The 14,731-nt window shown below is 38.6% G+C and carries 18 protein-coding genes; 17 read left to right on the forward strand and 1 reads right to left on the reverse strand.

Annotated elements, in window-relative coordinates; genetic code table 11:
• Nucleotides 1-245: 245 nt before the first annotated feature.
• Genes E7303_RS16990 through E7303_RS17000 form a run of 3 tightly spaced genes read left to right on the forward strand, consistent with a single transcriptional unit; the run spans nucleotide 246 to nucleotide 2,692 of the window.
• Nucleotides 246-953 carry a hypothetical protein gene (locus tag E7303_RS16990; protein WP_292146618.1) on the forward strand — a complete coding sequence of 236 codons (708 nt, stop codon included), beginning with the start codon at nucleotides 246-248 and terminating at the stop codon, nucleotides 951-953.
• Between the two features lie 4 nt (nucleotides 954-957).
• Entirely contained in the window at nucleotides 958-1,614 is a 657-nt protein-coding gene (locus E7303_RS18050) for a CD3324 family protein (RefSeq protein ID WP_330601717.1), read from the forward strand.
• A 31-nt stretch (nucleotides 1,615-1,645) separates the two neighbouring features.
• Nucleotides 1,646-2,692: a phosphotransferase enzyme family protein gene (locus E7303_RS17000; protein WP_292146619.1), complete on the forward strand. Its 1,047-nt coding sequence runs from the start codon at nucleotides 1,646-1,648 to the stop codon at nucleotides 2,690-2,692.
• Nucleotides 2,693-3,038: 346 nt separating this feature from the next.
• On the opposite strand, the gene E7303_RS17005 is transcribed toward E7303_RS17000, so the two are convergent.
• Entirely contained in the window at nucleotides 3,039-3,386 is a 348-nt protein-coding gene (locus E7303_RS17005) for a helix-turn-helix domain-containing protein (RefSeq protein WP_292146620.1), read from the reverse strand.
• Between the two features lie 183 nt (nucleotides 3,387-3,569).
• Here E7303_RS17005 and E7303_RS17010 point away from each other — a divergent pair, with 183 nt between their 5' ends.
• From E7303_RS17010 to E7303_RS18190, 14 genes are all read left to right on the forward strand, one after another.
• Nucleotides 3,570-3,761 (forward strand): hypothetical protein, encoded by a 192-nt coding sequence (locus tag E7303_RS17010; RefSeq protein WP_292146621.1) that lies wholly within the window; start codon nucleotides 3,570-3,572, stop codon nucleotides 3,759-3,761.
• A 141-nt stretch (nucleotides 3,762-3,902) separates the two neighbouring features.
• Nucleotides 3,903-5,009 carry a hypothetical protein gene (locus tag E7303_RS17015; protein ID WP_292146622.1) on the forward strand — a complete coding sequence of 369 codons (1,107 nt, stop codon included), beginning with the start codon at nucleotides 3,903-3,905 and terminating at the stop codon, nucleotides 5,007-5,009.
• Nucleotides 4,999-5,865 (forward strand): BRO-N domain-containing protein, encoded by an 867-nt coding sequence (locus tag E7303_RS17020; protein ID WP_292146623.1) that lies wholly within the window; start codon nucleotides 4,999-5,001, stop codon nucleotides 5,863-5,865. Before E7303_RS17015 ends, E7303_RS17020 begins: the two co-directional genes overlap by 11 nt.
• A 209-nt stretch (nucleotides 5,866-6,074) precedes the next feature.
• A complete protein-coding gene (locus tag E7303_RS17025) occupies nucleotides 6,075-6,578 on the forward strand; it encodes an RNA polymerase sigma factor (RefSeq protein WP_292146624.1) in 504 nt (167 codons plus the stop codon).
• Nucleotides 6,571-7,368, forward strand: a complete 798-nt coding sequence (locus tag E7303_RS17030) for a hypothetical protein (protein ID WP_292146625.1) — start codon at nucleotides 6,571-6,573, stop codon at nucleotides 7,366-7,368. Before E7303_RS17025 ends, E7303_RS17030 begins: the two co-directional genes overlap by 8 nt.
• A gap of 78 nt (nucleotides 7,369-7,446) precedes the next feature.
• Complete coding sequence (locus E7303_RS17035) at nucleotides 7,447-8,166, forward strand: LytR/AlgR family response regulator transcription factor (protein WP_292146626.1); 720 nt, start codon at nucleotides 7,447-7,449, stop codon at nucleotides 8,164-8,166.
• A gap of 18 nt (nucleotides 8,167-8,184) precedes the next feature.
• Nucleotides 8,185-9,804: a histidine kinase N-terminal 7TM domain-containing protein gene (locus E7303_RS17040; protein ID WP_292146627.1), complete on the forward strand. Its 1,620-nt coding sequence runs from the start codon at nucleotides 8,185-8,187 to the stop codon at nucleotides 9,802-9,804.
• Between the two features lie 186 nt (nucleotides 9,805-9,990).
• Nucleotides 9,991-10,446, forward strand: coding sequence for a hypothetical protein (locus tag E7303_RS17045; protein ID WP_292146630.1), 456 nt, complete (start codon nucleotides 9,991-9,993; stop codon nucleotides 10,444-10,446).
• A gap of 82 nt (nucleotides 10,447-10,528) precedes the next feature.
• Nucleotides 10,529-11,413 (forward strand): hypothetical protein, encoded by an 885-nt coding sequence (locus tag E7303_RS17050; RefSeq protein ID WP_292146631.1) that lies wholly within the window; start codon nucleotides 10,529-10,531, stop codon nucleotides 11,411-11,413.
• Nucleotides 11,414-11,603: 190 nt separating this feature from the next.
• Nucleotides 11,604-12,431 carry an alpha/beta hydrolase gene (locus E7303_RS17055; protein ID WP_292146633.1) on the forward strand — a complete coding sequence of 276 codons (828 nt, stop codon included), beginning with the start codon at nucleotides 11,604-11,606 and terminating at the stop codon, nucleotides 12,429-12,431.
• On the forward strand, nucleotides 12,415-13,239 hold the full coding sequence (locus E7303_RS17060; RefSeq protein ID WP_292146636.1) for a CPBP family intramembrane glutamic endopeptidase: 825 nt from the start codon (nucleotides 12,415-12,417) through the stop codon (nucleotides 13,237-13,239). Before E7303_RS17055 ends, E7303_RS17060 begins: the two co-directional genes overlap by 17 nt.
• 49 nt (nucleotides 13,240-13,288) lie before the next feature.
• A complete protein-coding gene (locus E7303_RS17065) occupies nucleotides 13,289-14,047 on the forward strand; it encodes an EFR1 family ferrodoxin (RefSeq protein ID WP_292146638.1) in 759 nt (252 codons plus the stop codon).
• A gap of 15 nt (nucleotides 14,048-14,062) precedes the next feature.
• Nucleotides 14,063-14,491, forward strand: coding sequence for an ASCH domain-containing protein (locus tag E7303_RS17070; RefSeq protein WP_292146639.1), 429 nt, complete (start codon nucleotides 14,063-14,065; stop codon nucleotides 14,489-14,491).
• Nucleotides 14,492-14,573: 82 nt separating this feature from the next.
• Nucleotides 14,574-14,731 (forward strand): ATP-binding cassette domain-containing protein (locus E7303_RS18190; RefSeq protein WP_442861656.1); only part of this gene is annotated, 158 nt, incomplete at its 3' end.

A 14,731-nucleotide genomic window follows, 5' to 3' on the forward strand; every position in this document is an offset into this window, starting at 1 on the left:
ACCATCAGCGAGATCATCAATTCTATCATCGGGAGCGGATTTACTTTGGAGCGTTTTGATGAACATCCTTCATGGGAAAATGAGAAACTCCCTGGAGAGTTTACTGCGATAGCAATAAAGCGGTGAGTAAAGTTTTGTTATAACCGTTCTTTCTATATGAAGCTGCCGGGGTGGCTGTTATCATTCTTTTTGTAAGGTGCCGATACAAGTAACAGGAAATAAGCAGATACGAAAGGATGATAAAAATGAACAGAGATATTTTTATAAAAAACCTGACCGGAGACCGGATAGAGATGAGTCCCAAGGGCAGATGTGCAAACGAGCTTTCCGTTGAAGAATTTGAAAAAGGATATGAGAAGTTTTTCGAAATGATCTTTGAGGTCGCCGATACGGATGTTTCCTCCATAACCGGATACGGGGAATTTGACGAAGACAACAAAGCCCCATTTGCCACATTCGAGGAATTTGTCCGTGAGACCTTTAACGAGGATCAGGAAGGCTACTGGCATAACTGGACGCAGATGTTTGAAACAACATTCCTAAGGAAAGATTATTTCGATAAGATATTTGCAAAGATCATGCAGTATGCACCCTACTGCGAAGGGCAGAGATTCCTTGCAAATAACAATACCTTTTTTGTCAACATGATCGTGGATGATTCGGGAAAAACCTACTGCGCAGACTGGGGCCGTGCCGGTATAATGGACTTTATAATGGATTTTGCGATTCTTGATCTGAATAAGCCATATTTACTGGTTCCGGAAAAACTATATGAGTATGTCCAGAAAAAGAAAATTGATATAAAGAACTTTAAGGAACGATTTTTATGCATGGCGTATTTTAAGGGACTACACACACTCATGTGGCATGCATCCATAGACGATCTTGAGTCCTGCGAATCCATTACCGCATCTTTAAATGAACTGGAAGAACGCATGAACAGGCTGGTCTGAACAGATGAAATATGAAAATGCAAAGGATATTCTCCCCGCAAGCCTTTTGAGAGAAGTGCAAAAGTATGCAGAAGGAAAAGCCATCTATATACCTATGCGCGAAAGATCAAAGGGCTGGGGAGAAGCATCTGGTTATCGTGAAAAACTGAATAAGAGAAATGCTCTCATCTGCAGCAGGTATGGCGCAGGTGCCGGTATTATGGAACTGGCAGAGGAGTTTTTTCTCTCTCCGGAATCGATCAAGAAAATAGTGTACGGTAAGAAGATAAAACTCCCGGAGTATTCGCCCACCATATACTCCGCAAAGCAGTATTCGGATGCCGGTATAGGTGAAGAATGGGTAAGGATATATCTGGACAATGAAGGTATGGATACACCTGACGGATCAGAGTTTTTCCTGTCTGAACTTGTGAAAATCCCTCTTCGCCTTATAGAGGATGGTCCAGGTGCGGAGGCAAAAGAAGAATCGGATGCGTATACAGATAAACCTTTGATCATTATGTTCGAGGATCACAGATTCAGAAGTTTCTGTGGAGAGGAATATCTTGCCTTTTTGAGAAAGGAAAAGAAGAACGCACACTGGGCTTTTATTTTCGTGAGCCACAAGGAGTACAGTTACTATCTTAACAACTTCGGCAAGCAGTTTCAGAGAGGAACATAATTACCTGGAAAAAAGCGTGGAGGAATGCGTATTGACAAATGTTTTAGAGAAGGCAAAAGCCATTTATGATTTAGAGAATTATGAGTTTGAACAAGTGGGCGGACATGACGGCGGAAGAAACCTCGTCTATGTCTGCAAACAAAAGGAAGAAAAGAAATACGTATTAAGAATATCCGCGCTTGGTGACAGGACGATGGAAGAATATGAGGCAGAGACGGAATTCGTGCATTACCTTGCGAAAAACGGTGCATCCGTCGCGGATGTGATCCCTTCGAGGAGCGGAAAACTCGTGGAACGCATGCAGGTAAAACCTTCGGTGATCGGTTTAAGCGAGGCTGCTGATGGAGCAGAAGGGGATGCGGAATGCTTTGTATCTTTGTTTGCGTATGCTAAAGGAATCCTTCTCAGCGAAAACGGATATCATTACAGAGATGGGGCACCGCTTTCCGAGCTGTTTTACAACATGGGAAAGACCATCGGAGCGATTCACAGGCTCTCGAAGCAATATCGGCCAACACATCAAAGGCAACAATATTTTGACAAGTACAACATGGAGTATGTCGATAAGGTGATCCCTGATGCTTATGCGGAGCTGAAGGCGGCCATTGCGGATCGCCTGGAGAGGTTCAGGACGCTCCCCGTGGATCCGGAGAGCTATGGCCTTGTACATTTTGATTTCAGCGACGGGAATTATCACGTGGATTTCAGTGACGGCGCAATTACGACCTTTGATTTCGACAATTGCATCTATTGCTGGTACATGTTTGACCTTGCACATCTTTGGACGCATGGCGTTGGCTGGTGTCAGTGGATGCCGGACGGAGAGAAGCGTCTGGCCTACATGAAGGAAGAGTATTTTGCGACCATTTTAGAGGGTTACCGGAGTGAGGCAACGGTTTCCGAGGAGCTGTTGGAAAGGCTTCCGCTCTTTATCGACATGGTGCTGATCGAAGGCATTGTGGACGAGTTTGAGTGCGCCGCCAGGGAAGGTGAGGAGCCGGACCCGGAGGACGTGGAAGATTACGTAAAGTGCCTGGTGGAAGCCATTCCATACGCAGGCATAGGAGTAGACTTATAATGGCTCTATCCTGGTTCATAGCGCTGAAAAATAGCGGAGGAAACAGATGGAAGACTACAGCAAGCAGCATAAGAAAGCATAGATTATTGGGGTGAGTGATACCCACCAAGGAAGCTATAGCATTGTCATCCGTGACAATAAAATGACAATACAAACCTTAAAAAGTATAGTAGATACATTCAAACAGTTCAGAAAATGTATTTGCGAGCTGGAGTGACATATGTGTCATAGGGCAAAGCAGATTATCCTCCAAGAGGTAAACTGTTTTATCCTAAAAGAATTAAATAGAACATAAGTAACAGACCTTGAAAAGGACTAACGAGGCTCCTTTCCAAGGTCTGTTCTTTTAGCTTATTCCTGCTATTTTGTTTGCGTATGCAATTAACCGTTTTCTCGTTTCAGTTTCCGGATTTTGACATAATTTGATGATTTCGAATAGTTCCGGATCTGATGCTCTTGATATGGTATAGGATATGGGGCTGGAATCATCGGTAAGGTTCATCAGGTATTCTTTGGAAGTATCCAAAACTTGAGCAATTACTTCTAAAGTCTGTATAGAAGGTGTTCTGGCGCCTGATTCGTACCTCAGATAAGCAGGTTGAGAAAGCTGCATTCTTTTGGCTGCTTCCATCTTGCTGATCCCAAGTTTTTCTCTGCACTCTTTTAATCTTTTTATATTCAGTGAAATACTCATACTTTCTGAAAACTCCTTCGAAAACAGTATTTGATTTTGGTGTTATCTGTTGATTATACCATTGGAATATGATACCATCAACGCATACCAATGGTATATAGAATAAATTTTGATACCAAAGCAAATCCTCTGACATTGGAGGGAGTGAAGGCTTTGATGGAGCGGATGAGGAGGAATCAAACGATGGCACCGAATATAAAAGATATGGAGAACAGACTGAACACATTGTATTGGACTGATTCTGAAAAGTACATGGAATTATTGGATGTGATAAAAGGAATGGGTTTTAAAATCTATCGAAATTCTAAAGGAAAGCATAGAGTGCAGATGGATATGAGCAATGCTTTTGGCGGTATATTTAAAGACTTTTTTTAGTGCAGATATAGCAGCATTCTGTGAAATCACAATTTGTGATTTCACGGAAAGGATTTACAGAACTAAAATAATAGGCGATATCGATTATGCCAATGGCATAAAGTATTATCAATATACCAGTGTATAATTGAGAGGATTAATATGTACAAAAACAGTGATTATGACCATAAAATTGAAAAGAGAATTTCAGCACTTCCAGCAACTCTGGCTTTGACTCTAACGGAGGCAGAATGCAATATGGTAATATCTGCGCTTGATTTGTATAGCCGAATTTGGATAGGACAATATGATCGGATTGATGATATTTATATTTATGATACAGGTTCTAGGTGGAACAAGGATTCGAGAAGACATTGCCTTTTTCAGGAGATTCGTAATATTCTGATTCCTTCTTTGATGGGCGATTATTCATCATGCTCTTTGGGAATATGGAGTGAAAAAACTGATATTAGGGCCATCAATGCATATGATATACAGCAACGACTTAGATATGAGTTGTCTTGGTATAAGAACCCCGAGGGGGATATAACGATAGACTATGATACACCCATGATCCGAGGAAGCAATGGTGATTTATCTGTGTTTTGCGAAACTACAGAAGAAGGAGTATGTGCTACTTTATATTTATCGAAGGAGCATCTGACAGTAATGCAAACCTCTATTGAAGTATATAGTTTTCTAATCAATCGCAAAATGCAGGAGGCTTTTAGATACTTTACTTCTAATGAAGAAGTGCTTTCTCTAGCCGAAGAACTCACCAGGATATATAAGGAATATGAGTACCTCTCTTTTTCTTCCGATACGAATTATGGAATAGAGAGGTATCGGAATCTGATAAACAAGACATCAAAGATTATGGAAAAGATTAAGGATGTAAATGAAGAGAAAGCGTATACAGATTTCATTCGGATTAACATATCTCCGACAAATCCTTTTATACCATTAGACGATGCGCTGAGAATACTTGACCAGCCATTTGAGCATTTTAAGAAATGCAGGAGGAAGTTCCCTCCCCAAAACGTATTAGATCTGCCTGGGGCAGGGTTTCTGACTAGAATGCGTGGAAAGGAACGTGCTACAACAGACTATCTATTGGTATGGTATGAACCGTCAACCAAAACAGAATACTATTTTGAAGGAGAGAATTATATAATTAAACATGATGGTAAAATTGACATGCCAGATGATATAATGCGTTTCATTCGAACAAAATGTCAAGCAATGAGGAATAAGAATAATGGGGAATGATAAAATACAGTTATTTGAAAATCAGCCGATTAGGACAGCGTGGGTAGAAGAAGAGGAGGAATGGTATTTCTCTGTTGTTGATGTGGTCCGAATACTAACAGAACAGCCGGATACAGACGGTGCCAGGAATTATTGGAAGGTTCTGAAAAAGAGAATAAAAGAGGAAGGAAATGAACTGGTTACAAATTGTAACCAGTTGAAAATGACAGCCCAGGATGGCAAAAAGAGATTAACAGATGTAGCCAGTACAGAACAGCTGCTCCGTATTATCCAGTCCATCCCATCAAAAAAAGCTGAGCCTTTTAAATTATGGCTTGCTCAGGTTGGGCGTGAGAGGATGGAAGAAGTAATAGATCCGGAGTTGACAATAGAGCGTGCTCTTGAAACGTATGCTAAGAAAGGTTATTCAAGAGAATGGATCAATCAACGTTTGCAGGCAATTCAGGTGCGAAAAGAGCTTACTGATGAGTGGGACAAACGTGGCGTCAAAAAAGGCGTAGAATACGCAATCCTGACAGATGAGATAACAAAAGCCTGGTCTGGGATGACAACAAGGCAATATAAGAACCTCAAAGGCCTGAAGAAAGAGAATCTTAGGGATAATATGTCGACTTTGGAACTGGTGCTTAATATGCTTGCAGAGGCAACTACAGCAGAAATCTCAAAGGAGAAGAAACCTGAGACTTTTGAAGATAACCGCATTGTGGCAAACGAAGGTGGTGCAGCAGCTGGAGAAGCTAGAGCTGCTGTTGAAAAAAGAACAGGTAAACCAGTTATAACCAACAAGAGCGCAAACGAACTACAGAATCTGGTTACCGGTCTAATTGAGGATATCGGAAAGCCAAACGACAATTAACGACTAAGAAAGAAAGCAAATTAAACGTATCTACGAAATCAAAGCATGAAAAAAGCTGAGCTATAAAAAGTTCAGCTTTATTATTTTACGCAAAAAGTAGTGAAGCCATGGTTACATTTTCAAAAAATTTTTTTCAGGTGATATATTTCTGCGGTTAGAATCGTATTATAGTTAGAAGGCCTTCTAAAAAACAGAAAGGGAGTTTTGTCATGGAGGAAAAAGAAGCAAGGCGGATACTGGAAACATACGCTGACATGATACTTAGAATCAGTTATAGTTACCTTCGCCATACATATGATGCAGAGGACATCTGCCAGAATGTAATACTGAAATACCTGTCCGCCCACCAAAGATTTGATAGTCGCGAGCATGAAAAAGCCTGGATGATCAGGACTACAATCAATGCGTGCAAGGATTTGAGAAAGAGTGCTTTCTTCAGAAATGCGATAGGACTAGATGCGTTACCGGAAAGGGCTGTACCGGAGGAACCGGTGTCCGTTCTTACAGAAGAGCTTAAAAAGCTTCCGGCAAATTACCGGATAAGCATCCACCTCTTTTATTACGAAGGGTATACCATCAAAGAAATTGCCCAGATTCTAGGAAAAAGAGAAACCGTAGTTGCCAATTATCTATCAAGAGGCAGGAAAAGGCTCAAGGACTCATTATCTAAGGATTCTCGTTTTTTACTAAAGGAAGGTGAAGTATATGATTGATCAGATAAAAGAGATTTATAACCACTCCATGAATGAACTCTGTTTCTCAGGACAAGCTAAAGAAAAAATGTTTCGCGTGATAAGCGAGCAGTATTCAGAACAGAACAGTGGAGGAAAGATTATGAAGGCAAGTTTCAGCTTTAAGACAGCAGGTATCGTTGCAGCAGCATGTGTAATGCTCATTGGAACTACTGTATTTGCAGGAAGTAGCATTGTTTCGAGCATTGAAAGCCACAACAGGATTGGCAGTGAGATTACAGCATATGAGGATATGGCAAAACTTGAAAGGACTATCAGCATGGATGTCCTTACGGTTGAAAAGTTCAGCAACGGCTTTAGATTCAGTAATGCCGAAATCATTGATGTGTCAGATTATAACGAGGAAGGAGCTGATCTTGCCGATGCTTCAGGCGTTGACGTCATATATACAAAAGACGGAATGGCTGATATCTACTTGAATGCCGAGCCGGTAAGCACCTTAAGAAGCTATGAAGACACGTCCATGGAAACGAGGATGGTCGGTGATGTTGCTGTAAAATACAGCCTGGATGAATATCTTTTCCTTCCGCCTAGCATGGAAGGACAGGTATCACAGGAACTTATTGACAGGATGGAAAATGATGACCATTTCTTCATTAGCTATGGTTCAGATCAGGAAGAAACTCAGATGATCACAAATCTTTCATTTGATGTGGATGGCGTTCACTACTGTCTTACGACCTTCGATACAACATTAACTGTAGATGAACTTTTTGGTATGGCAGGGGAATTGATTATATCAGGAAAATAATATATAACTATTATTGAGAGCTGTCTGTATTCGGGCAGCTCCCATTTTGCTTACATAAATAGTAGGGGGCTTTTTCTAATGTTGCGTATAGCTGTTTGTGATGATGATATAGTAGATTGCGACAGAATATATGGGTTTGTTCAAGATTATATAAATAGAAATGATTTGGTTGCAGATGTGAGAAAGTATACGCACCCAGATTTAATGCTAACTGAGAGTGTAGCCTTTCATCCCAATATCTATATTTTAGACATTGTTATGCCCATGCTTACTGGCTTAGAAGCAGCCAAAGAAGTTCGTTGGACTCAAAAAAATGCCCAGATTATTTTTGCAACTTCTGAAAAATCTTATGCTTTAGAGGCATATGATGTTAGCCCTATTAATTATATTTTAAAGCCAGTGGATAAAAATAAGCTGGAACAATCTTTAAATAGGGCTATTTCTAACATTGAACCTGAGGATGAACAATCGATTACGGTAAAAATCAAAGGCGGATTTGCTACAATTCGTATATGCGATATTATGTATGTTGATTGCAGTAATCACAAGGTGACATTCCATTTATTATCAAATGATACAATTACAACCCCCACCTTACGAATCGGATTTGCAGAATATGTCGAGGCGTTACTTCCTGCCGACATGTTTTTACGATGCCATGAATCTATTACTGTAAATATAGCAGCCATAGATAAATTGGTGAAATATGAAATAGAACTTCGTAACAAGGAGATAATTCCTGTTTCTAGAAATCGTTATGACGAAATAGCATCAGCTTATATGGATTATAGACTTTAATAAGACAAAGGAAAAATAATGCAAACTTACGTCGTTTCAATTCTTTACATTAGTATCATTATTTTATTTTTGGAATGCTACACAGTTTTTAAGAATATGAAGTCAAAGCTTCACCAGTATCTGTTCTTTTGCTGTGTGGCCATGCTTGTAAATAATATTGGCTACTTGTTGGGGATTCAATCGACCTCGTTAGAATCCCGTGTTTTAGCTGTAAAGTTTTCATATGCTGGAAGAGTGTGGATTGCTTACACACTCTTTATGTTTGCCGTAGAATTATGCCAGGTGAATTTTCCGAGAATAGCTAAAAAGGTGCTGCTCTTTATGCATGCTAGTATTTATATGTCAGTCTTAACAGTAGGAAAGCATTGTCTTTATTACACTTGGGTTGAATCTGTATATGAGAATGGCATACTTATTCTAAAACATGGCTGTGGTATCTTTTATCATATTTTGATGTTTATGCAAGTGCTATACATTATCTTTGGCTTTTACATGTTGTTTTCAACATACAGGATATTGAAGAATCCAATTACCAAGAAATGCTTTAGAACTGTGACTTTGGCAATACTATCACTTAGTATTTTTTACATTATTCAAATCACTCATATTCTTCCGATTTCTCGGGTATTCGATCTATCTGTTATAGGAAATATTGTGCTGGTTATACTGCTTTATGTTGCAATAGTAAGGTGTAATCTGCTTAGTCTTATAGAAATGGCAAAGGACTATATTATAGATGGTTTGACAGATGGAATAATTGCTGTGGATACTGTGGGCAAAGTAAAGTATTACAACAAGCTGGCATTGAAAATATTTCCTGAGATTGTTAAGCCAAATGCAGATCTGCCATCGGCCCTGACAGAGGCAAGTACTAGCGATAATGAGTACACTTTCGATAATCGTATATACGTTATAGAGAAAAATGTTTTACATAACGATTATTGTGTAGTTGGTGATATATATGTGCTTTCTGATGCCACAGATTTAAAAGAAAAAGAGTACAAGCTAAAAGCTGATGCTCAGCTATATCAGCTGGCTGCAAAAACAATGAAGGAGAGATTGTTGCTTGCAGAAGAATTTGTGAAGCAGGATAGAAAACTGCGACATGACAGGAGACATTTTGAAGCGCTTTTAATGACATTGCTTCAGGATGGGAATGTGGACGAAGCAAAGAAATATCTTTCGGAGCAGTTGGCTGAGGAGCCAGGGACAATCAAAAGATACTGTGATAATACCACTATCAATGTGGCACTGATGTTTTATGTAAATGCCGCAGAAAAGAATAATATATCGGTGGAGACTAATATTAGTATTCCAGCAACTATTTCTATGGATGATCTACACCTTGGAATTGTAATGGCTAATTTGCTTGAGAATGCCATCAATGCCTGCAAAAATGTACCTGAAGACAAACGTTTTATCCATATCAAAGCGGTATATAAAGAGCAGCTGCTTTTAGAAATTGAGAATTCATGTGTTTCAAAAGTACCTTTAAATGAAAAGGGATATCCATTCTCCAATGAAGTTGGGCATGGCATCGGAACCCAGAGTGTGCTGTCTTTCGTGGAAGAAACGGGAGGGTTCATTCAATATGAATCAAACGATAATTCATTCAAAGTGCGGATGATTTTGAATTAATGTAAAAAAGTATAAATATGTTTACAGAGGCAATCTTCACGGAGGATTGTCTTTTTTTTGAGTAATCCAATTATTGAAAGCAAACGACAAAGCGTGTGTAATGAAATACCAATTAAGTGTAAAAAAACACATTTGACATTTGGGTGCTAACATTATCAATCGTGAAAATAAGTTATGGAGGTTGAAATGAAAAGAATAGTAAATTTATTGCTTATGGGCTGCATTTCATTATCACTAGTTGGATGCGCGGCATCAGAAAGTAATGATACCGTTGCAGATGGCTGCTATTATGGGGGACTTTACAGTGATGGAAAAGATAGAATTGGAGTAGAAGATGAGTGGGGGAATTTGCCATGTATTGTCTACAATGTTCGAATAGAAGGAAATAAGCTTGTAGTCAGCGGAAGCATGTCTTATTCAGCTACACATGATTATGAAAATGCTGAAACTTCTGATGATATGGAGCACACCTTTGTTTTTGATGACAACACAGACTTCAAATGGCTAAAAGGTCCGGAGGATAATGAACACTACACAGCAGAAGAATATGTTAGTGGGCTGGAGGATTTGAAAGACACAGGGCTTGGTTTAACGATAGAGGTAGAAAATGGTGTAGCTACGGAAGTATCGGTTTCATCATAAGCGCAAAGTGAAAATTCTTTTAATAGCTTTGTAGATTCTTATAACAAGAGTTTTTTAACACTATTATGGGAGAAATAGATATATGACGAAGAGAATTACAATTATTGCCGTAATCATTGTTTTGCTGGCAGGCGGAGTGTTACTTGTTGTAAACACTTTTAGGACAAGTGACACTATAGAAAGTGTGGCAGATAATACTGTTCAATCGGAGCAAGTTACAATTGAAGAAAATGTAGGGGCCGGAAACGCCGATAATGAAAATCAACTCTATGATGTTCAGAAGTTTACAACTTTAGATGGCGGTCTTCTAAAGATTGATCCTGATTGTGACTACCACTTTAAATGGGATACTTCTACTATTGAGGAAAACGAAGATGGTAGCTTTACAGGTACATTTGACTTTGCGTACGTTGGTATACCAATCGTAATCACAGACGACGTGTTTTCAAGCATTGAAGTTGGAAACAAATTGCCAAAGATCGATCATCTGGCCTATGAATGGGGTGATTTTAAATGTGTTCAGGTTCAGGATGGTAAAAAATTCTTTGTAGATAGCTGTTATGATTCTGTTGATGTAGCCAAGAACGAGGATTCATTGGTGATTTGTTTTGATGAATCTTGCAAAGATAGCAAAGGAAACATTTTTGTATACACAGATTCAAATCCGGACGAGGAGGGGTATTACAAGGAGTACGAGTACAAAGATATTGATGGTCAGGTAAAAGTAATATTTGCAGCTGATGCAAAAATAAAATATATAAAGTCTGTCAGTGATAACAATATTTCATATGACACTGTTGATTTTAAGACTTTTCTATCAGAGGATATAAAGTCTGATTACGGCGATTTTGCTGAAAGAGAGTGGGGGATGAGTACAGACTCGTGGCATGGTACGGGTGAGTTACGTGTTACAGGAAATGAGGCAGGTGAGATAGTGTTTATTGAGGAATTTTGGCCTGCTGGATAAAAATTGATAACGGAGTATTAGTGTGAAAAAAATTATAAATAGAATATTAAAAGTAATTGGCATTGTAATTGCTGTGATATTGTTTATCTGCGTTTTGTTTTTTATATATCACAGAGTTACTTGTATTGATGAGGAAAAAAATCATCCATCTCAATTCAGTTTTGTTGAAGTGGGTGGAAAGAGAATTAGCATGCAAATTCAAGGAGAAGGGGAGCATACAATTGTGCTGCTTCCTGGTCTTGGAACTACTTCTCCAATATATGATTTTGCGCCTTTGGCAGATGAGCTTGCAAAAAATAATCGAGTTATTACATATGAGCCATTTGGATATGGTTACAGTGATATTACTGATAAGTCCAGAACAATTGAAAATGAATGTGAGGAACTGAAACAGGCCTTGGATGCTTCAGGCGTAGAAGGTCCTTATATATTTATGGCACACTCAGTATATGGGCTTGATAGTATTTATTTTGCAAACAAGTATCCGGAATATGTTGAGGCTGTAGTTGGCATAGATTGCACAATGCCAACTATGTTATCCTATTTTGGAGAAGAAGTCCCTGCGGATATGCCGATGGCTATGGATTTGATGAGAATAACGGGACTTACAAGACTTCTACAAATGATGGATGAGAATCAGTTTGTATCAGATAATAGTTCAAATCTGTATAGTGAAGAGAATCTGCAAGAGCAGAGAATTATTTCAGCCAGAATAGAAGCTAATAAAAACGTTATTGAGCAATATAATGATCTGGATAATAAAATAAAAGCAACATTTGATTTGAAATACACTGATTCAATGCCTATTTTGTTCTTTACGACTAATGATGCAGATAAAGAGCAACGTGATGATGGCAAGACAAGCAAGAGTCTATATGAAACCTATATAACGAATCCAGATATTCAATCTGTCATAACATATGATGCTTCGCATTATATGCATTGGACAAAGGCAAAAGAGATGTCAGATGACGTGAATGATTTTGTAAAAGAGGTTTTTAATGATAGAAACAAATAATGACAAGAAAAGTATTGTTGTTTTTTATGTGATTACCTTACTGATAAGTGCAGTGGTAGAAGGAATCACAATAATTACAGGATGTAGGGCTACTATTTTGATACTCATGTGGTCCCCGGGAATTGTCGGAATCATATGTAGCAGAGTCTTTTATCCTAAACAGCAGGCACTTGGCATTAAGAAGTTTAAACCCCGCTATTTGTTGTTGGCCATACTGATTCCAAATGCTTACCTTATACCTTCTTATATGATTTCATGGGCAATTCTGAAGGACCCGACAATAGGCGTTGATGAATTGGCGCATAGAATTACTAATGGAATCGCATTTGATATTCCGGGAATATGCGTCCTTTTTATAGCATTTATTCCAATGCTGATTCTTAGTATGGTGACTGCAGCAGGAGAAGAGCTGGGATGGAGAGGCTATGCATTCCCGATCCTAGCCCGTTTATATGGAACCCCAAAAGCTATTCTGATAAATGGTAGTATATGGGCTGTATGGCACATGCCAATTATTCTTAGCGGACAGTACCAGGCAAGTGTAAATATAATATATGGACTAATTAGCTTCTTTATAGAAGTAATGATTTTGACAATTATCTTTTGCTGGTCAAGAAAGACCAGTGGAAGTGTTATTCCAGCAATCATATTACATGCCACTCACAACTTGGTTGATCAGTCATATCTACAGACACTGAGTACAAACACAAATGTTCCATATCTCAGCGGAGAACAGGGGATTATTACCATTATAGTAGGCGCATTAGTGGCAATTGTATTGTACTTTCAACTATCAAAATTGTGTTAATGAATAGAAATAGATTCGAATGATTTGTAGGAGTTAAGAAGGGATAAAAATGATTGGAATATATTTGAGTGGAACCGGAAATACAAAGCACTGCGTGGAGTTGCTGGTGAAATTAATAGACAATGAGGCACAGTGTGTTCCGCTAGAGCATCCACAGATAAAAGGATTATTGGAGAATGAGGATACTATTTTTTTAGGCTATCCAACACAGTTTTCTAATGCACCCATGATGGTAAGGGATTTTATAAAAAATAATAGTAGTATTTGGCAAGATAAAAAAGTATTCTGCCTTAATACAATGGGGCTGTTTAGTGGTGATGGAACCGGATGCGTTGCCAGATTACTAAAAAAATACGGGGCAGTAATACTTGGTGGAGTACAAATAAAAATGCCGGACTCTGTTTGCGACAGCAAGCTGTTAAAAAAGAGTATTGAAGAAAACAAGGCAATTGTAAGAGCTGCCGATGCTCGAATAAAGCAAATTGCGGAACAAATTTTAGAAGATAGTTATCCCCAAGAAGGGCTATCATTTATTGCACATGTTAAGGGGTTGTTTGGACAACGACTTTGGTTTTACCATAAAACTATTGGATATACCGATAAACTAAAAATCAGCGATGAATGCATTGGATGTGGATTGTGTAGCAGAGAATGTCCAATGGGAAATATTGAGATAAAAAATGGGAAAGCCATACCGGGAGGCCAATGCACAATGTGTTATCGTTGCATTAGTTTATGTCCGCAGAAGGCGATTACTCTTTTAGGCGATACTGTTAGGGAGCAATGCCGGTTTAGCAAGTATGCTTAAGTAAGGAGATTAAAAATGACAGCAGAACAATTATGGAAACAATCAGGATTATCAGGAGAATATGAAGCGTGGGCATTTACTGATGTGCCAGATAAACTGGCAGCACTTGTTTGTGAAGGGACAAAAACAGCAACATGTTCATCTTATGACGTTTGTATTGCAGAAAATGAGCCAATTCCTAAGGCTGGAGATTATAGCATTATTCTCGATTCTAAGGATAATGCAGTTTGTATTGTGCGCACATCTAAGATTACAATATGTCCCTTTAAGGATGTAACTGCAGAGCACGCATATAAAGAGGGCGAAGGCGATAGGAGTCTCGAATACTGGCGTGAGGTTCATAAGGAATTCTTAGAGAGCGAACTTGAAACGATTAATATGCCTTTTAGTGAAGAGGCAAAGGTTATTTGTGAAGAGTTTGAATTGGTAAACATAACAGCATGAGAACGTAGCTCCAAAAATGAGAGTTTGCATTTTTTATGTTTGTTGCAGCCAGATAATTATGATTTAAAGGCATAGAATAATTATGAGTCTAAACAAAAAAGTAATTACACTTGAAAATGCCTCAAAGGTATATGATGGTAAGTATGTGATAAATAATATTTCACATGAATTTGCCAAAGGAGAATCCATAGCATTATGTGGACATAATGGATGTGGCAAAAGTACAATGCTTAAGCTATT

It is taken from the genome of Butyrivibrio sp., assembly GCF_015056685.1.
Classification (GTDB): domain Bacteria; phylum Bacillota; class Clostridia; order Lachnospirales; family Lachnospiraceae; genus Butyrivibrio.